The sequence below is a fragment of the Sedimentitalea sp. genome, assembly GCF_039973035.1.
In the GTDB taxonomy this organism is placed as follows: domain Bacteria; phylum Pseudomonadota; class Alphaproteobacteria; order Rhodobacterales; family Rhodobacteraceae; genus Sedimentitalea.
This window is the reverse complement of the sequence record NZ_JBDWLR010000044.1, coordinates 1-18,300: the sequence shown is the minus strand read 5'-3', so window position 1 is coordinate 18,300 and position 18,300 is coordinate 1. Positions and strand designations below refer to the sequence as shown.

Below are 18,300 nucleotides of genomic sequence, written 5' to 3'. Positions count from 1 at the left end.
GACCACAACGATAATACGCCCCTGAGAAGCTGCATGAAAATGCTGCTGCAAAGCATGTTTGCCCGGACCCGGGCGCAGGAATTGGAGTAAACCTCGTGTCCCACGCAGAAGACCACGAAGGCACCCGGAGAGATTTCCTCTACTATGCCACCGCTGGCGCCGGAGCTGTAACCGCAGGGGCCGCCATATGGCCACTGGTCAACCAGATGAACCCATCTGCCGACGTCAAAGCGTTGTCGTCGATCCTCGTCGATGTCAGCGACGTCGAAATTGGCACCCAGATCACGGTGAAATGGTTGGGCAAGCCGGTGTTCATCCGCCGCCGGACCGAAGAAGAGATTCTCGAGGCGCGTGAAGTCACGATGGCCGAGCTGATCGACACGAGCTCTGAAAATGCCAACAAGCCCGGCACTGACGCCGCGGACGAGAACCGCTCGCTGGACGAAGCTGGCGAATGGTTGGTCATGATGGGCGTCTGCACCCACCTCGGTTGCGTACCGCTGGGCGAAGGCGCGGGCGAGTTCCACGGCTGGTTCTGCCCATGCCACGGGTCGCACTATGATACGTCCGGCCGCATCCGCAAGGGTCCTGCCCCCCGCAACCTCGACGTGCCGGTATCGGCCTTCGAGGACGAAACCACAATCAAACTGGGATAAGGAGGCGCGCTCATGTCTGGAATTCCGCACGATCACTACGAGCCGAAGACGGGCGCAGAAAAGTGGCTGCACAGCCGCCTGCCCATCGTCGGTTTGCTTTATGACACGATCATGATCCCCACACCCAAGAACCTGAACTGGATGTGGATCTGGGGGATCGTCCTGACGTTCTGCCTTGTTTTGCAGATCGTGACCGGCATCATTCTGGTGATGCACTATACCCCGCATGTTGATCTGGCCTTTTCCAGTGTCGAACACATTATGCGCGACGTGAACGGCGGCTTTATGCTGCGTTACCTGCACGCAAACGGCGCCTCGCTGTTCTTTATCGCGGTTTATGCGCACATCTTCCGTGGCCTTTACTACGGCAGCTACAAGACGCCTCGCGAAATCACATGGATCATCGGCATGTTGATCTATTTGGCGATGATGGCGACCGGTTTCCTTGGCTATGTTCTGCCTTGGGGGCAAATGTCGTTCTGGGGCGCTACCGTGATCACCGGCCTGTTTGGTGCGATCCCGTTCATTGGCGAGCCGCTGCAGACATGGCTCTTGGGCGGACCTGCTGTGGACAACGCCACGCTGAACCGCTTCTTCAGCCTGCACTATCTGCTGCCCTTCGTGATCGTCGGCCTTGTCGCCGTGCATATCTGGGCCTTCCACACCACTGGTAACAACAACCCGACCGGGGTTGAAGTTCGCCGTGGCTCCAAGGCCGAAGCTGAGAAAGACACGGTTCCGTTCTGGCCCTATTTTGTGATCAAGGACCTGTTTGCGCTGGCCGTCATCATGACCATCTTCTGGGCAGTTGTCGGCTTTATGCCAAACTACCTTGGCCACCCGGACAACTACATCGAAGCCAACCCGCTGGTCACGCCTGCACACATCGTGCCGGAATGGTATTACCTGCCGTTCTACGCGATCCTGCGGGCCTTCACCTCCGAAGTCTGGGTCGTGCAGATCGCCTCGTTCGTCACGGGCGGCATTGTCGATGCCAAGTTCTTTGGTGTGTTGGCGATGTTCGGTGCGATTGCCGTGATGGCGCTGGTTCCGTGGCTGGATACATCCAGCGTCCGGTCGGGTAAATATCGTCCGATGTTCAAGTGGTGGTTCTGGCTGCTGGTCATCGATTTCTTTGCGCTGATGTGGCTGGGTGCCATGCCTGCGGAAGAACCCTATGCCAGCTTCTCGCTGATCGCCTCGGCCTACTGGTTCGCCTACTTCCTGGTGATCCTGCCGATCCTTGGCGTGATCGAGAAACCCGATCCGCAACCGGCGACCATCGAGGAAGATTTCGAGGCGCATTATGGCAAGAAAGCTGATGCAGGCAGTGATGCCCCAACAGCCCCAGCCGAATAAGAAGAGGACCGGGACAGATGATGAAGAAACTCGCAATCGGTGCCGCCCTCGCCTTGGCCCTGAGCCCCGTCGCCACCCTGGCGGCTGGCGGTGGAGAGCAGCACATCGAGGACTTTGCGTTCTCGTTCGAGGGACCATTTGGCACCTATGACCAAAACCAGTTGCAACGCGGCCTGCAGATCTACACAGAGGTCTGCGCCGCCTGCCACGGGCTGAAAATGGTACCGATCCGCACCCTGTCTGACGAAGGCGGGCCGCACATGCCCGAAGATCAGATTCGGGCCTATGCGGCAGAGTACTTTGAAGTGTTCGACCCCGAGCTTGACGATTTTCGTCCGGCGACGCCCGTCGATCATTTCCCGGCAAATGATGCTGTTGGTGCACCCGATCTGAGCATGATGGCCAAAGCCCGCGCTGGTTTCCACGGCCCCTATGGTCTGGGTCTCAACCAGATGTTCAAGGGCATGGGCGGCGCGGAATACATTGCCTCGCTCCTGACTGGCTATACCGGTGAAGAAAAAGAAGAAGCCGGCGCGATCCTCTATGAAAACACCGCCTTCCCCGGCGGCTGGATCGGCATGGCACCGCCGCTTTCCGACGAGTTGGTCGAGTTTGCAGACGGACATTCGAACACGGTTCATCACATGGCCGAAGACGTATCCGCATTCCTGATGTGGACAGCCGAGCCCAAGATGATGGCCCGCAAGCAGGCCGGATTTGTCGGCGTATTGTTCCTGACGATGCTGTCGGTTCTGCTCTACCTGACGAACAAGCGGATCTGGGCACCGATCAAGGGCAAAAAGTCCGCCTGATCCGACACCGTTTTCCAAGATCAGCTCCCGCATTCCGGTGCGGGAGCTTTTTTGTGTCCAATCAACAACTGACTCTGTGTGGCGGAACCATTGGTGACCTTGCAGACGCCAGTGTTGCCGTTATCATCGGTTGTTCCGGCGATGGAGACTTGCGATCACGATGATCTAACGCCCGTAAATTCGACCCGACGCTCTGGCTGACGGCATCCACCGCTGATGAGGAGTAACCATGCCCAAGAAACTTGCCGCAGGAAACTGGAAGATGAACGGCTCCAGCGCCTCGGCCTCCGAGATCGCAGCATTGCTCCCTATCCTTCCGAATCTCAGCTGCCAGGTGTTGCTGTGCCCACCGGCCACGCTTGTCACGTCCATGAAGAACTGGGCCGAGGGATCGAATCTTCTGATCGGCGGGCAGGATTGCCATGCCAGCGAGTCCGGCGCGCATACCGGCGATGTTTCGGCACCTATGCTGGTTGATGCCGGCGCGACGCATGTCATTCTCGGTCATTCCGAACGGCGCTCTGACCACGGCGAGACCGATGCGATGGTCAGGGCCAAAACCACGGCGGCACACGCCGCAGGGCTGGTCGCGGTTGTCTGCGTCGGTGAAACCGAGGCAGAGAGAGACGCTGGCCGCGCATTGGATGTTGTCGGGTCACAGATCGCTGGATCGCTTCCCGATGGCGTGACCGGGGACAATACCGTGATCGCATATGAACCCGTTTGGGCCATCGGTACAGGCCGGACCCCGACGCTCGAGCAGATCGGAGAAGTGCATGACTTTCTACGCGAAGCACTTGATCAGCAGCTCGGTGCCGAAGGCGCGAATCTGAGCCTGCTTTATGGTGGATCGGTCAAACCAGGCAACGCCTCAGACATTTTCGCGGTGGCCAATGTCGACGGCGCATTGGTCGGTGGCGCGTCCCTCAAGGCGTCTGATTTCTCCGGTATCATAAAGGCGCTGGACGCCGCCTGATTCAGAGATGCCATGGTCGCATCAACGCGGTGGCCAATTTCTTTGGAACCCGGTATGTCGGCAACAACGTCGGCATTTATGCCTCCGGCCCTGCCAAGCAGTGATCTTTGTTCATTCAGAACGGTGCGGACAGGCGAACACACTTTGAAAATTCGCGCGGACCGTTCCGGGCGGGCTATCGACATCCTTTATCGCGCCCATGTCCGGGCAGAGGAGAACAGAAATGACAACCATTCTTGAACAACTCCGCGACATGACAGTCGTAGTCGCCGACACCGGCGAAGTCGAAGCCGTCAAGGCCCACGCGCCGGTGGATTGCACCACCAATCCTTCGCTGGTTCTGGGCGCGCTGAAAGACCCGGCCTCCGAAGCGCTGGTCGCACGCGAGATCGAAGCCGGGCGTAAGGCCGGTCTAAGCCCCGCAGCGGTCTGTGACGCGCTGACGGTGGCGGTTGGAGCGGAACTGGCGGCGCTGGTTCCCGGCCGGGTTTCGACCGAGGTTGACGCCTGTCTTTCCTTTGACACCAAAGCGTCCGTGACCCGCGCCCGCAACATCATTGCCGATTACGACGCGCGTGGGGTTGGCAAGGACCGCATCCTGATCAAGCTCGCCTCGACCTGGGAAGGTATTCGCGCGGCAGAGGTGCTTCAGGACGAAGGCATTGATTGCAACCTGACGCTGCTGTTTTCCATGGCGCAGGCCGTCGCCTGTGCGGATGCCGGGGCATTTCTGATTTCGCCCTTCGTGGGCCGGATCACTGATTGGTACAAAAAGGCCGAAGGTGTCGAAAGCTATGCGCCTGACGAAGACCCCGGCGTAAAATCGGTGCGCGGGATTTATGACTATTACAAATCCAACGGCATCGACACGGTTGTGATGGGCGCATCCTTTCGCAGCACCGACCAGATCAAAGCACTGGCGGGTTGTGACCGCCTGACCATCGCACCGAAGTTGCTCGACCAGTTGGGCAACGAATCCGGCACCTTGCCGCGCGCCCTGTCGCCTGACAATGCCAGCGGCGTGGCCAGGATCGAGATGGATGAAAAAGCCTTTCGGTGGGACATGAACAGCGACGCCATGGCTACTGAAAAGCTCGCCGAAGGCATTCGAAATTTTGACGCCGACCACAAGAAACTGATCGCCCTGATCGCGGATCGCATGGCGTAAGATACCACACGGGCCGCTGATCAAGACAAATATTGCTTGGCGGCCCCGTTCAGTCGGTGCTCAGCAGGATGGCCCCTGCCCGGTTTCCGGCTTCGACAGCCTCATGTGCTGCCGCGCAGTCGGCAAGTGGAAACACCCGCTCGACAGGACAATTCAACGCCCCTTCGCTCAAGGCGCGGGTGAGCCGTTTGATGGTGGCAGTGCGCTCGCTCTCGCTCAGCAGGTAGATCAGCGCAATTTCAATGGTCACCGCTTTGAACAGCAGCGGATAGAATGGAAACACCGGCTCCATCTCCAAAGCCGACCCATAGGCGCAGATTGTACCGTTTTCCGCGATTACTTCGGTGTCAGTCGCAATGTTCTTGCCGAATTCGACCTCTACAATGCGATCAACGGGTTGGCCCGAATTGGCCGCAAGGATGCGCGCGGCAAGATCCGCATCGGCATAATCGATCACGGCATCGGCGCCTGCCTCGCGGGCACGCTCGGCCCCTGCCCCACGTGCGGTCGCGATGACCTTGGCCCCGCCCCATTTGGCCAGCTGTACCGCCAACAGGCCAACAGTTCCTGCACCGCCCTGAATCAGAACCGTCTTGCCTGCGACATCACCGCCACTGAACACCGTGAATGCGGCAGTCAGGCCGGGGATGCCGAGGATGGCCCCGGTTTCGAAACTCACATTGTCCGGCAACACCACCGCCTGATCTTGTGGCAAGGTGATCTGGTTGGCAGCGGTGCCGTATGCGCGCCGCCATTGCCCGTTCCAGATCCACACACGTTCACCGATCCGCTCGGCGTTGACGCCGTCGCCTACAGCACTGATGACTCCGGCACCATCACTGTGTGGAATAACCTGCGGAAACGGCGGCTTGGTGACGCCCGGTCGCGTGCCGGCACGCGCTTTGACATCCGATGGGTTGATCCCGGAAAACACAAGATCGACGGTGACTTCACCGGATCCGGGGCGCGGTGCTTCGATCTCTTGCAGGCTCAGCACATCGCGTGCCGCACCAAACCGATCATAGACGATGGCTTTCATTCCCCGGTTCCTTCAGATGATATGGGTTGTCGTCGGGGCAACATACTGTGCATTGCCGGTTGGTCGAGTGCGGATCAGCTGAATACGTCAGTCGCGCAATTCTTCGGCCGCCACGCCCCACAGGTCTTCCTTTGCCGCCCAACCGCGATAGCCGCCCGCGCTGATCTGGCACCAGTCCGGACCACAGGACCCCAGACGGGCCACAACGCCCAGTTCAAATGCCGCATTGATCGGAGAGGTCGGATCAGGTCGCGCGTGCACGGCCATCATGTCCTTTTCCACCAGCACCGTGCGCACGCCCGACAGCAGCGCATAATGCACCCAACCACCTGCACCGTCCCGGTCTTGCACCCGTCGCCAATGGCCATGCTCTGCTGTGATCTGTACTGGCATATCCCGGCGCTTGAACACCCAGTCGATGCGATGGGTCAGCGATGGACCACGCCGCACGTTGCCTTCGTTGGCTTTCATCGAGACATAGCGCGGCATCGGCAGGTTGGTAATCGGTCCGCGCCCCGCGTTGCTCTGGGCAACAGCGGCGCTTGCGGCCAGCGCAACCACCAGAAATCCCGCACCCAAAAGGCGCCACATCAAAACCTGAACTGTCACTGTCCGTTTGCCTGCTCTAACAAAAAACTGCCACGTGTTTTTCCGCCCGAGGTTCTTGTGCACCGGTGCGTACTGCGCCACCATGACATGGCGCGAAGCGATTTGAAAAGCGGCGGGAGAGACAGAGTGCCAAGAGAACGTCTGAGTGTTGTTGTTACGCGACGGTTGCCCGATGAGGTCGAGACCCGGCTGAGCGAGTTGTTTGACGTCAAGCTGCGCGACGATGACACGCCAATGACCCGATCGCAGCTGGCCGAGGCCATGCGCGATGCCGATATTCTCGTGCCGACCGTCACCGATGACATCGACGCGCGCCTGATCGGACAGGCGGGAGAACGGCTCAAGCTGATCGCCAACTATGGTGCGGGCGTTGACCACATCGATGTGGCCACGGCACGGCAACGGGGCATTCTGGTCAGCAACACACCGGGTGTGCTGACCGACGATACCGCTGATATGGCAATGTCCCTGCTGCTCGCCGTGACGCGTCGCATTCCCGAAGGTCTGGCCATCATGCAAAAAGGCGAATGGCAAGGCTGGGCGCCCACCGCGCTTTTGGGTGGCCGCGTCGGTGGCCGTCGGCTTGGCATTCTCGGCATGGGCCGGATCGGTCAGGCGGTGGCACGCCGCGCCGCTGCCTTTGGCATGCAGGTGCATTATCACAACCGCAAACGGCTGCGCCCCGAAATCGAAGAAAAATACGAGGCGACTTATTGGGAAAGCCTTGACCAGATGGTCGCGCGCATGGACGTGATTTCGGTCAACTGCCCTTCGACACCCAGTACGTTCCATCTGATGAACGCGCGGCGGCTCAAGCTGATGAAGCCCACGGCGGTGATCGTGAACACCAGCCGTGGCGAGGTGATTGATGAAAACGCCCTTATCCGGATGCTGAGCGCCAATGAACTGGCCGGAGCCGGGCTTGATGTTTATGAACACGGTACGGACGTGAACCCGACCCTGCGTGAATTGCCCAATGTCGTGTTGCTGCCGCATATGGGGTCGGCGACGCTCGAAGGGCGGATCGAGATGGGCGAAAAGGTCATCATCAACATCAAGACATTCGAAGACGGTCACCGCCCGCCGGATCAGGTGGTCCCGTCCATGCTCTGAGCAGTGCGGTCCTTTGTTGCCATTCCGTTGCCGGAAGACACCCGCGACGCCTTGGAGGCGGCCCAGTTCCGATTGCCTTTGGGCCGGATGGTGGCACGCGAAAACCTGCATCTGACGCTGGCGTTTCTTGACGATCAGCCAGAGGACGCACTGGAACACCTGCATGCCGAGCTGGAGCCTTTACGGGTGCCGGAATTCATCATTACCCTGTCCGGGCTTGGCTGCTTTGGCGGTGACAAGCCTCGGCTGGTCTTTGCGAATGTCGTACAGAATCCAGCATTGGAGAGCTTGCACCGCAAGGTTCTGGGCGCAGCACGCCGGGCGGGTATCACTGTTGCCCGCCGCCGCTTTCATCCGCATGTGACTCTTGCCCGGATACGCCCCGGCACAGGTGGCGCGGGCCGCATTGCCGATGCCATCGCGACACTGAACGACCTGCGCTTTCCCGATACGCCCGTCAAATCCATGTCGCTCTTCAGCTCTGATCTGCATCCTGACGGCCCGATCTATCACGAACTCGCCCGATATGATCTGGCGTAACAGGTGTTGCAGGCTTGGGTTGTAGGCGTAAGGTACCTTCAAGGAGGAACCTCAATGATACGCACTCTGACCAGCATGGCTGTGGTCGCCGCATTTTGCCTGCCCGCCAACGCACAGGAAACCGCCGACAGTGTCGCGCCCGAGGCCGCAACCAGCGCCGGATATCAATCCACCTCGCCTGCAGTGCAAGCTGCCCTGAAAGCCAAGAGTGGCAATCAACCGGTCGCGGCGAGCAAATGGATGGTTTCTGCGGCCAACCCGCTCGCGGTTGAGGCTGGTGCCGACATTCTACGCGCAGGTGGCAGTGCCGCAGATGCGATGGTGGCGGTGCAGACGGTCTTGGGATTGGTCGAGCCGCAATCCTCCGGTCTTGGCGGCGGAGCGTTTCTGGTCTGGTATGACGCGGCAAGCGAGACGTTGACCACGCTCGATGGTCGCGAAACGGCACCACTTGCGGCGACGCCCACACTGTTCCAGGACGAAAACGGCGAGCCGCTCAAGTTCTTTGACGCGGTCGTGGGTGGTCGCTCGGTCGGTACGCCCGGCACACCCGCATTGTTGTCCGAAGCGCACCGCCGCTGGGGGCGAACCCCTTGGCCGGCATTGTTTGGCGCCGCCATCGGCCATGCCGAGGACGGGTTTTCTGTGTCTCCGCGCCTTGCTGAACTGATTGCAAGCGATGCCGAGCGCTTGGCCCGCGCGCCGCAAACCGCCGCCTATTTCCTCCCGGACGGCGACCCCCTGCAAGCGGGGCACACATTGCAGAATCCTGACTATGCCGACACACTCCGGGCGCTCGCCGCAGATGGGGCTGACGCATTCTACACCGGCCCGATCGCTGCCGATATCGCAGCCACCGTCGCCGGTGTGCCTGACAATCCCGGCGTGCTGTCGCAGCTGGATCTGGCAATCTACGAGGTTCGGGAGAGAGAGCCCGTCTGTGTCGAATACCGGGCACATGACGTCTGTGGAATGGGCCCGCCGTCGTCCGGAGCATTGACCGTTGGACAAATCCTCGGACTGCTCTCGCCCCACGATCTGTCAGAACTCGGCCCGGACAATGCCGAAAGCTGGCGATTGATCGGGGACGCCAGTCGCCTCGCTTTTGCGGATCGTGGTCGGTACATGGCCGACAGCGATTTTGTTCCTATGCCCACTGATGGTCTGGTCGCTCCCGGCTATCTTGCTGACCGTGCCAAGCTGTTGAGTGGCGATGATGCGCTACCGGAAACAGCACCCGGCACACCGGAATTTGATCACGCATTGCTGCTGGCTGATGACGAGTCGATCGAATTACCATCGACCTCGCATATCTCGATCGTCGATCAATATGGCAATGTGCTGTCGATGACGACAACGATTGAAAACGGCTTTGGCTCGCGCCTCATGGTGCGGGGCTTTCTGCTCAACAACGAACTTACTGATTTCTCGTTTCGCAGCCACAGCGATGGTGTCCCTATCGCCAACCGCATCGAGCCCGGCAAACGCCCGCGTTCGTCCATGGCTCCGACCATCGTAATGAAGGATGGCAAGCCAGTACTCGCCATCGGCTCGCCCGGTGGCAGCCGGATCATCGGATATGTCGCGACTGGCATCATTGGCTGGCTCGACTGGGGCCTGAACATACAAGAGGCGTTGTCTTTGCCGCATGCGGTCAACCGCTTTGGCACCTATGATCTGGAAGACGGAACAAACGCGACGTCCTTGCAAGGACCGCTGGAATCGTTGGGGTACGAGGTCAACCTGCGCGACCTGAATTCGGGGCTGCACGCGATCCAGATCACTGCCGACGGGTTGCTGGGCGCTGCGGACCCCCGGCGCGAGGGAATTGCCCTCGGGGAATGATCCTGCTCTTGTAGGCGGCGGCAAACTGCGACAAATATCCCGGTGATCAGGTAGAGGAAAACTCATGGTTCAGGCAACCGACATGCCGCGCAATGAAGACGGGATCGCCGCCGCGCTCGGTGTTCTAAAGCAGCAATTTGGCGACCGGTTCCAGACCGGAGCCTCTATTCGCGAGCAACACGGCCACACCACGACCTGGATCAGGAACCAGCCCCCCGATGGCGTGGTCTTTCCGCAATCGACCGAAGAAGTCGCGGATGTCGTCAAGGTCTGCGCCACCCACAAGGTGCCGCTGATCCCCTTTGGCGTCGGCACATCGCTGGAAGGGCATGTGAACGCCCCAGCGGGTGGTATTTCGATGGATATGGGCCAGATGAACGAGATCCTTGCGGTCTATCCCGAGGATTTGAATTGTGTCGTGCAGCCGGGTGTCACGCGCGAACAACTCAACACCTATCTGCGCGATCAGGGACTGTTCTTTCCCATCGATCCCGGTGCGAATGCGACCATCGGCGGGATGACGGCAACACGGGCCTCGGGCACCAATGCGGTGCGCTATGGAACGATGAAGGACAACGTGATCGCGCTTGAGGCCGTGATGGCCAATGGCGACATCATCAAGACCGCACAGCGGGCCAAGAAATCCTCGGCCGGTTACGATCTCACCCGGCTTTTGGTCGGATCCGAAGGCACGTTGGGTGTCATTACCAAGATCACGCTGCGGCTTCAGGGTATCCCCGAGGCAATGTCATCCGCGCGTTGTTCATTTGAAACGGTCGACGCCGCCTGTCAGGCGGTGATGGCGACCATTCAGTACGGGATTCCGGTGGCCCGGATGGAATTACTCGACACGGCATCGGTCGAGGCTGTCAACGCATACTCTAAACTCGACCTGCCAGTGTCCCCGCTACTGCTGCTCGAATTCCACGGGTCCGAGGCGAGCGTTGCCGAACAATCGGCAACATTTGGTGACATTGCCGAAGACGTCGGCGGCACAGGGTTCGAATGGACCACCAACGCCGAAGAACGCAACCGGCTCTGGCAGGCGCGTCATGACTATTACTGGGCAACGCTACAGATCAGCCCCGGCAAGACCGCCATCGCCACCGATGTCTGTGTCCCGATCTCTCGCCTCGCCGAGTGCGTGGCGCGCAACAACGAGATGGTCGAAGAACTCGGGCTGACCGGGTTGATTGTCGGCCATGTTGGTGACGGGAACTTTCACACCACGCTACTGATCGACATGGCAGATCACGAGGAAATCGCCCGCGCCGAAACATTTGTCGGCAGGCTCAACGATCTTGCAATCTCGATGGATGGCACCTGCACCGGAGAACATGGGATCGGACAAGGCAAACGCCCCTATCTGACACGGGAACTGGGTGCCAGCACCCGCTATATGGCGGCAATCAAGGCGGCCTTTGATCCCCATGGCATCCTGAACCCGGGCAAAGTTCTCCCAGACTGATCACCGGCCGAGCTCAGAGAGCGGAAGGAACCGTTGTCGTCACCCGGAGAAGGGTCCGGACACGTTACGAATGACGATCATGGCAGAGTTCACGAACCTGTGGGTTTTCCAACACTCGATTAGCATTTATGCTCCGGCAGTTGTCTTGGAACTTCGGGACGCCGGCGGTAAGAGCGATGGGTGTGAGAATTCCACGTAGGCAAATGTGAAGAATTCTGTGCGCATTCTGGGCGTCACTTAAACGTACCGGCGATTCGCGCAGACCTCTCGGTAGTTTGTTACAAGTTTGGATTCTATTCTGGTGAACACCCAATCTAGCACTCCACACACATTCAGGATGGATATCCAAGCACTGCGAGGCATCGCGGTGTTGCTTGTGCTGTTGTACCATACCCAACTGTCCTTCCAGACCGCTGGCTATCTGGGTGTCGACGTGTTCTTTGTCATTTCTGGCTTTCTCATTACCAGTATTATCCGCAACGATCTGGCCTCTGGTCAGTTCTCGTTCGGAAAATTTTATTCCCGCCGGCTCCGTCGGATCATGCCCGCCTCTCTGGTGGTTATTGCACTGAGCTTTGCCGTTTCCGGCTTCTTTCTGACATCCGGCATACAGAAAAATTTCAACGAGACCGCGATCGCGTCGATATTTTTTGTATCCAACATATCGCTTTGGCTGCAATCCGGATACTTCAGTTCCGACTCTGCCCTGCAGCCGCTCCTGCACATGTGGTCATTATCGATCGAAGAGCAGTTTTATCTGTTTCTCCCCTTGTTGCTGTTTCTGATCCCACAGCGCCGGCATTTCGTCCTTGTCTGCTTGGCCCTGGTCTTAAGTTTGGTTTTGTGTCTTGCGTTCGTCTCAACCAAAACCTCTGCAACCTTTTACTTGTTGCCCACGCGGGCTTGGTCTCTGCTGCTTGGGGCCGCCTGTTCGATTGCTTTAGGCGGGCAACACGCGCCCAAAATCGACAGGCCCTTACTCGGATATATGGGTTTGGCAATTCTGATCGCCGTACCTATTTTCGCTCCGGGTAAGCAATTTGGATGGCCGCACCCGAGTGTCGATTCAGTGCTTGTGTGTTGTGCCGTCGTCCTGATCTTGGTGTTTCGGTGCCCCCTTCTGGATACCGGCGGCATGGTCAAGGTTTTGGGATGGTTCGGAAACATTTCCTATTCCCTGTATCTCGTACACTGGCCGCTCGTCGCCTTCGTGAACAACGCCTACATGTCAGAACTGCCACCGGTCTGGATACGTGTCGCCATTGCCATAGTGTCGATAGGCGCTGCCCTGTTGCTGTTTGCTACAGTTGAAAAGCCATTGCGCTATGCCTCTGGAAAGAGGCTTCGCACACAGGGGATCATGGTACTCTGCACCGTTCTGGCCTGTGTAGGGCTCGGAAAACTGGTAACGCTTGATGGGCGCACCGACGAAAATCTTGCACATCGCCTAAGACCCAATACAGGGCTGAGCGACGGCTGCGAACATGTAGACCGTTTTGTTCAAAATCAGGAATGCACGACGGGCGAGCGGCCTGATACGCTGGTTTGGGGGGACTCATATGCCATGCATCTGGTTCCCGCGTTTCTCTCAAATACCGAGGTAGTGCTTGCACAGGCAACCAAGAGCGTTTGCGGACCGATCCATGGCATCGCGCCGAAGCATTCAGATTACTTGCGTGGCACTCAGTTCATCCGGGACTGCTTCGATTTCAACCAATCCGTAATTGATTATGTCCGAGATCACCCATCGTTGGAGGTGGTCGTTCTGTCCAGCTTGCTAAACCAATATTTCTTTCTTGATGTCCAAGACGCGGACGGGAATGAGGTCGTACTGAAACCAGAGGACCTGGCCCTGGAAATCGAAAGCACAGTTGAACTGATACGCGCGGCAGGGCCAAAGGCCGTTCTGTTCGCTCCCACGCCGAGCGAGGGGGCGGGCTTTAACCCGCATTCGGGATTTGATATCGGTCTTTGCCTTGAGAGGGGTATGAGCGGATTGATCGTGGCGGGCAAGGATTCGAACTGTACGATAGATGAGTCAGTGTATCGCGCACAAGAAGCTCTCTCCCTTAGCGTTCTCGATTTGCTTGAACAGCGAGGCAACGTGCCAGTGTTTCGTTTTGATAACTTTCTCTGCGCACAGGGCGAATGTGCGGCGCGGGAAGATGACGTATTGATCTACAGAGACAAGGGGCACCTCTCCTACGAAGGATCGCAGCGACTGGGTGCGAAGTATGATCTGCTTGGGGAGGCACGCGAACTGGCACGATAGACCAGTCTTGATTCTTTGCCGATCAGTTGGAGAAGGTGACGCTGGCGTCCCAGTATCGCTAGTAAAAAGCCAACCGGCGCCAGACGCTCACCGCGTTTCAACTTTAGCTTGATATTTCACCCATCATCCAACGCGCTGAAATCGATGATTTCAGGCCGCGTTAGATGATTCAGGTTTAAGTCGAAAGGCCTCAGGGGCCGATCATGAAACAGGTCACGTTGCGCGCCTTGAGCCTGCGACAGGCGAGATCGGCAGTATCGCGCGTCATGCCAACAAAGTTCGCGTCAAAACCGGCAGATGTCTGGTTGACCTTGCGCAAGGAGCCGTCAAGCGTGGCCATTTCCGCAAGCGCCGTACGCAGCAGAACCTTTTCGGCCTGATACCGGCTGCCATAACGTCCGACGTTGATGCCCCAATGCTGCCCACCGGATGTCGAGAGCCGCGTGACGATTTCCGGTTCTTGTGGTTCAGGGGGTTTGGTTGGCTTCACGAGGGCGACCGTCAGTTCGGCGGGGCGAGCTGTAGGCCTTGGCACCGATACGCTGGTAGAGGTCAGCGTGGCCTCTGCGACGTCGACCTTTGGTGTCTCGGCGGCGGCTGTAGCAACGCTTTGCGAGGCTGCGGCGATTGCCGCCTCGACGCTGGCCTGCACCTTGTCTCCATCCGCGGCGGCTGCCGTGACGACGGTTTCAGCAACCTCTATCGACGGGCTTGGGCGCAGGCGTGGTCGCAGGCTTTTTTGGACTGACGCGACGACCCTAACGGTCTTGGCCGCTGTCGTGCCGCCCGCCGCCGCTACGTTTCCCGCATAGGCCGGGCGTGCTGGCTTGCGAAGAGCCGCGCGGGACGGTGCCCGGCGAAAGCCCATGTCCAGAAGTTCGGCCACTCTCGCATTGCGCGACGCCGTGGATTTGCCACCAAACACGGTGGCGATGACGCGTTCATTGCCACGCTGTGCCGAGGCCACGAGATTGAAACCCGCTGCTCGTGTATAACCTGTCTTGATGCCGTCGGCGCCTTTGTAGGATTGCAGAAGGCGACGGTTGGTATGGCTGACCCTCTTGACCCCTGCATCCGCAGTCTGCCGGGAGAACAGGTTGTAATATTGCGGGTAATCATAAATCACATGCCGCCCCAGAGCAGTCATGTCGCGCGCGGTCGAGAGATGCCCGCTTTCGGTCAGCCCATGGGCGTTCTTGAACGTCGTCCGCGACATTCCCATCGCCTTGGCTGTGCGGTTCATCCGCCGGGCAAAGGCCGCCTCGCTGCCGCTGATTGCCTCTCCGATGGCAGTAGCCGCGTCATTGGCGGATTTCACTGCAGCGGCACGAATGAGATACCGCAGCGCAATGGTTTGACCCGACCTCAAGCCCAGTTTTGACGGAGGTTCAGATGCGGCATGCTTGGAGATCCGCACCTTGGTATCAAGTGTGATTTCACCATTACGCACCGCTTCGAATGCAATGTAGAGTGTCATCATCTTTGTCAGGGACGCCGGATGCAGCCGGGTGTCAGCATTTCGCGAATGCAACACCTTACCACTTCGAGCGTCAATTACATGAGCCGCATACGGAGCTGCCAAAGCGCTGATAGGCATCAGCACCGACAACCAGAATGCGATAAAAATAGAATGGCCCCTCTGGGCCGGACGTATACGCCGAACCTGCACGATCATTGCCTCTGTCTGCCTCGGGCCGCCGGTTTTCCGGCTGACACTTTGATTATTACGATGACCGTAACACAGGAGTCGGTTAAAATAAACCCATTGGTTGCAGGCTGTTACCCGATCTGGACATGGGAAATTCAGCTAGATGTAGTGGTCGGAAGCGCATCAGCAACTAGACCCGCGATTTCCGCAGCGCGTGCCGTTTGGCTCGGGCTCATGCGCCTTGGCGATCCTTCGTGTCGGAGTACTTGGGTATGTCGTCATCGAAATGGCCGCTAGCACAGCGGGCGCTGGCGTCGAACAATCCAAGTGAATTTACCAAGATGATTTACAGGAACAATCGCAAAGCTGCCCCCAGTGTCGATGCGACCAGCAAAATTCTGATGATGCCCCAGTGGAGCCGAAAGGCCAGAAAGCCGCTGAGGATGAACAGCGCCCCGGCGAGCCATTCGAACGTTGCGAAATTTGGTTGCCATAGTGTTACGGGCCCCAATTTCTGAAGGCTGACCTCAGCAAAGAGAACATGCAGCGCAAACCAGACCGACAGGTTGAGGATGACGCCGACGACGGCGGCCGTGATCCCCTTGAGCGCATTTCTCAGTCTTGATTGGCTCGCAATCCATTCGATGTAGGGTGCGCCAGCAAATATCCAGAGAAAGCAAGGTGCGAAGGTCACCCACAGCGTTACTGCGGCCGCGCTCATCCCAAGGGAAATCCCGCCTTCCTTGTATCCGGCGAGAAAACCAACGAACTGTGTGACCAGTATGAGTGGGCCGGGTGTGGTCTCTGCCAACCCCAGAGCGTCGACCATTTCGCCTGCGGTCAACCAGCCAAACTGAACAACGACATCCTGCGCCATATAGGCGAGAACCGCATAGGCCCCGCCAAAGGTCACGATAGCCAGCGTGGAAAAGAACTGGCCCACGTCAACCAGCACATCGGCCGCACCCAACACATCAAGCGCGACAAGCGGCACCAGCCAGATTGCCAGCCATGTAACAACCGTGCGGAGTGTCGCTCCAACCGACACATGTGCCATATCGACAATCTGCGGTTTCTCTGGCGCAGACGGCATCAAGGCACCGACAAGCGCGGCGATCAACACGATCACCGGATAGGGTATGGAAAAGAAGAATATCCCGACGAAGGCCAGCCCCGCGATGATCCAGTGTGCCCTTTGCGACAAGGCTTTCTTTGCCACACGCAACAATGCCTCGACCACAATCACCAGGACCGCCGCCTTGATTCCGTAAAACAGCGCCTCGACCAGTGGCACGTCGCCAAAGATGGCATAGATCGCAGCCAGCGCCATGATCACCGCCGCACCCGGCAGGACGAACAGCAGTCCCGCAATCACCCCACCGACAGTGCCGTGCAATCGCCAGCCCGCATAGGTGGCCAACTGCATCGCTTCTGGCCCTGGCAGCAACATGCAAAAGCTCAGCGCGTTCAGAAATTGCCGCTCTGAGAGCCAGTCGCGCTCTTCGACTATCTCCTTATGCATAAGCGCGATCTGTGCCGCCGGACCTCCAAACGATAAGATACCGATCTTCCACCAAACCCGAGTCGTTTCGGTAAGAGACGGAGGCACGCTCGTTATTGTTTCGCTGGAACTGTTCATGATTTAGGCTTTCATCGACGCGGCGGGCCAGTCATGCCCTTCCTCGGTAGCGTCCCGCGCCCAGCGGTAAAAGGCGTCATACAGCGCCATGCCGGCTTCAACTTGCTCCAAGTCATCGCGATACATCCGCGACAGACCAAGGGATGCAGCAAGAAGCCCAGCGGCCTCGGGCGCCAGATCATGCCTGTTGGTATCGGCCCCGCACACGATCAGTGCCAATCGCGCAAGCGCTTCGTTTCCAATACCAAACTCTTCAATCATCGTATCGAATGTGCAGTTCTCACCACGATGGCTCCAGAACACATCCGCGATATCGAAAGGAGTTGCATTGAACCGCTCAGCGACACTGTTTACCTGCGATGGCGCCACGAACAAAAACCGGGCCTCTGGATCAACAAACCTGCGTATGAGCCAAGGGCAGGCAATGCGGTCGATTTTTGGCCTGTGGCGCGTCACCCAAACGGTACGGCCTGCATCATCCATCGGCGGCAACTTGTCCGCCAGAAGCATGGGATATCCGGCGTCCCTCCAAGCGAACTGTCCACCTTCTAGGACTTCGGCCTTTACGCCTGCCGAGCGCAGCAAGGCCGCCGCACCTTGGCTGATCTTCAAGCCCTTTTGACAGTAAACAACCACTGAACGGCCCGTCAATTTTCTGGCCAAGTCGAGTACGTTCCGAAACGGGTGTCGAATTGCGCCGGGGATCAATCTTGGATCGTCATCGAAGTCTTGATCAATGCGTACATCAAGCACTGCGGGACAGTCAGGTGTCCCCACCAGACGAGCCATAGTCGATACGGGAATTTCATTATACGACGCCATAAAGCATCCTCCATGCAAAGGTCCGGACGGATGCAAGATTGGGCTGGCGCCTCACGGGGTTCTCGCAGACCCCAGTCCATATATTTTAGCCGCGCCCCACACCCCTGTCAAACGCGAGAGCCGCCGGTGCTGGCCTCGCAGCGTCGGCTCGCAGTCCGAATGTTAATTCCTGCCATCTGGTGTACCGGGTCAATGCTAGGGTCTGGACCCATTGATTTCAGGCGAGCATCATGATTCACCGCCGGAAAACTGAGCGGTGATATGTCTGATCTTTTCTGGTTGAGCGACGCGCAGATGGCGCGTTTGAAGCCCTATTTTCCGAAGTCGCACGGCA

General features: G+C 58.5%; 15 protein-coding genes. 10 read left to right on the top strand and 5 right to left on the bottom strand.

The features are described from left to right. Positions 1 to 95 precede the first annotated feature (95 nt). The 5 genes from petA (at position 96) to tal (ending at position 4,971) form a co-directional block, all read left to right on the top strand. Positions 96 to 656, top strand: coding sequence for a ubiquinol-cytochrome c reductase iron-sulfur subunit (gene petA, locus ABJO75_RS11540; RefSeq protein WP_348128219.1), 561 nt, complete (start codon positions 96 to 98; stop codon positions 654 to 656). 12 nt (positions 657 to 668) lie between these two features. After that, on the top strand, positions 669 to 2,015 hold the full coding sequence (gene petB / locus ABJO75_RS11535) for a cytochrome b (RefSeq protein ID WP_348128216.1): 1,347 nt from the start codon (positions 669 to 671) through the stop codon (positions 2,013 to 2,015). A 17-nt stretch (positions 2,016 to 2,032) separates the two neighbouring features. Continuing rightward, positions 2,033 to 2,827, top strand: a complete 795-nt coding sequence (locus ABJO75_RS11530; protein WP_348128213.1) for a cytochrome c1 — start codon at positions 2,033 to 2,035, stop codon at positions 2,825 to 2,827. Between the two features lie 229 nt (positions 2,828 to 3,056). Next, the gene (tpiA, locus tag ABJO75_RS11525; RefSeq protein ID WP_348128210.1) at positions 3,057 to 3,803 is read left to right on the top strand and encodes a triose-phosphate isomerase; all 747 of its coding nucleotides are present in this window, start codon (positions 3,057 to 3,059) and stop codon (positions 3,801 to 3,803) included. A gap of 223 nt (positions 3,804 to 4,026) precedes the next feature. Then, on the top strand, positions 4,027 to 4,971 hold the full coding sequence (gene tal, locus ABJO75_RS11520; RefSeq protein WP_348128207.1) for a transaldolase: 945 nt from the start codon (positions 4,027 to 4,029) through the stop codon (positions 4,969 to 4,971). A gap of 49 nt (positions 4,972 to 5,020) precedes the next feature. Here tal and ABJO75_RS11515 read toward each other — a convergent pair whose 3' ends face one another. Then, entirely contained in the window at positions 5,021 to 6,010 is a 990-nt protein-coding gene (locus ABJO75_RS11515; protein WP_348128204.1) for an NADPH:quinone reductase, read from the bottom strand. Between the two features lie 87 nt (positions 6,011 to 6,097). Beyond that, positions 6,098 to 6,601: an SH3 domain-containing protein gene (locus tag ABJO75_RS11510; RefSeq protein WP_348128371.1), complete on the bottom strand. Its 504-nt coding sequence runs from the start codon at positions 6,599 to 6,601 to the stop codon at positions 6,098 to 6,100. A 144-nt stretch (positions 6,602 to 6,745) separates the two neighbouring features. Between ABJO75_RS11510 and ABJO75_RS11505 the strand changes: the two genes are divergently transcribed. The 5 genes from ABJO75_RS11505 to ABJO75_RS11485 all read left to right on the top strand — a co-directional run bounded on the left by ABJO75_RS11505 (position 6,746) and on the right by ABJO75_RS11485 (position 13,857). After that, on the top strand, positions 6,746 to 7,732 hold the full coding sequence (locus ABJO75_RS11505; protein ID WP_348128201.1) for a D-glycerate dehydrogenase: 987 nt from the start codon (positions 6,746 to 6,748) through the stop codon (positions 7,730 to 7,732). A gap of 3 nt (positions 7,733 to 7,735) precedes the next feature. Further along, positions 7,736 to 8,272: an RNA 2',3'-cyclic phosphodiesterase gene (gene thpR, locus ABJO75_RS11500; RefSeq protein WP_348128198.1), complete on the top strand. Its 537-nt coding sequence runs from the start codon at positions 7,736 to 7,738 to the stop codon at positions 8,270 to 8,272. 54 nt (positions 8,273 to 8,326) lie between these two features. Next, positions 8,327 to 10,117 (top strand): gamma-glutamyltransferase, encoded by a 1,791-nt coding sequence (ggt, locus tag ABJO75_RS11495; RefSeq protein ID WP_348128195.1) that lies wholly within the window; start codon positions 8,327 to 8,329, stop codon positions 10,115 to 10,117. Between the two features lie 64 nt (positions 10,118 to 10,181). Continuing rightward, positions 10,182 to 11,585: an FAD-linked oxidase C-terminal domain-containing protein gene (locus tag ABJO75_RS11490; protein ID WP_348128192.1), complete on the top strand. Its 1,404-nt coding sequence runs from the start codon at positions 10,182 to 10,184 to the stop codon at positions 11,583 to 11,585. A 337-nt stretch (positions 11,586 to 11,922) separates the two neighbouring features. Next, positions 11,923 to 13,857, top strand: a complete 1,935-nt coding sequence (locus ABJO75_RS11485; RefSeq protein WP_348128189.1) for an acyltransferase family protein — start codon at positions 11,923 to 11,925, stop codon at positions 13,855 to 13,857. 190 nt (positions 13,858 to 14,047) lie between these two features. On the opposite strand, the gene ABJO75_RS11480 is transcribed toward ABJO75_RS11485, so the two are convergent. From ABJO75_RS11480 to ABJO75_RS11470, 3 genes are all read right to left on the bottom strand, one after another. Beyond that, a complete protein-coding gene (locus ABJO75_RS11480; protein WP_348128186.1) occupies positions 14,048 to 15,532 on the bottom strand; it encodes a D-alanyl-D-alanine carboxypeptidase family protein in 1,485 nt (494 codons plus the stop codon). Positions 15,533 to 15,851: 319 nt separating this feature from the next. Then, the gene (gene chrA / locus ABJO75_RS11475; protein ID WP_348128183.1) at positions 15,852 to 17,144 is read right to left on the bottom strand and encodes a chromate efflux transporter; all 1,293 of its coding nucleotides are present in this window, start codon (positions 17,142 to 17,144) and stop codon (positions 15,852 to 15,854) included. 3 nt (positions 17,145 to 17,147) lie between these two features. Continuing rightward, positions 17,148 to 17,966 carry a sulfurtransferase/chromate resistance protein gene (locus ABJO75_RS11470; protein WP_348128180.1) on the bottom strand — a complete coding sequence of 273 codons (819 nt, stop codon included), beginning with the start codon at positions 17,964 to 17,966 and terminating at the stop codon, positions 17,148 to 17,150. Between the last annotated feature and the right edge of the window lie 334 nt (positions 17,967 to 18,300).

Coding starts and splice junctions, on each gene's coding strand:
- ABJO75_RS11485 (WP_348128189.1), top strand. CDS start 11,923: ATGGATATCCAAGCACTGCGAGGCATCGCGGTGTTGCTTGTGCTGTTG.
- chrA (WP_348128183.1), bottom strand. CDS start 17,144: ATGAACAGTTCCAGCGAAACAATAACGAGCGTGCCTCCGTCTCTTACC.
- ABJO75_RS11530 (WP_348128213.1), top strand. CDS start 2,033: ATGATGAAGAAACTCGCAATCGGTGCCGCCCTCGCCTTGGCCCTGAGC.
- tpiA (WP_348128210.1), top strand. CDS start 3,057: ATGCCCAAGAAACTTGCCGCAGGAAACTGGAAGATGAACGGCTCCAGC.
- petB (WP_348128216.1), top strand. CDS start 669: ATGTCTGGAATTCCGCACGATCACTACGAGCCGAAGACGGGCGCAGAA.
- ggt (WP_348128195.1), top strand. CDS start 8,327: ATGATACGCACTCTGACCAGCATGGCTGTGGTCGCCGCATTTTGCCTG.
- ABJO75_RS11515 (WP_348128204.1), bottom strand. CDS start 6,010: ATGAAAGCCATCGTCTATGATCGGTTTGGTGCGGCACGCGATGTGCTG.
- ABJO75_RS11510 (WP_348128371.1), bottom strand. CDS start 6,601: ATGTGGCGCCTTTTGGGTGCGGGATTTCTGGTGGTTGCGCTGGCCGCA.
- tal (WP_348128207.1), top strand. CDS start 4,027: ATGACAACCATTCTTGAACAACTCCGCGACATGACAGTCGTAGTCGCC.
- ABJO75_RS11480 (WP_348128186.1), bottom strand. CDS start 15,532: ATGATCGTGCAGGTTCGGCGTATACGTCCGGCCCAGAGGGGCCATTCT.
- ABJO75_RS11470 (WP_348128180.1), bottom strand. CDS start 17,966: ATGGCGTCGTATAATGAAATTCCCGTATCGACTATGGCTCGTCTGGTG.
- ABJO75_RS11490 (WP_348128192.1), top strand. CDS start 10,182: ATGGTTCAGGCAACCGACATGCCGCGCAATGAAGACGGGATCGCCGCC.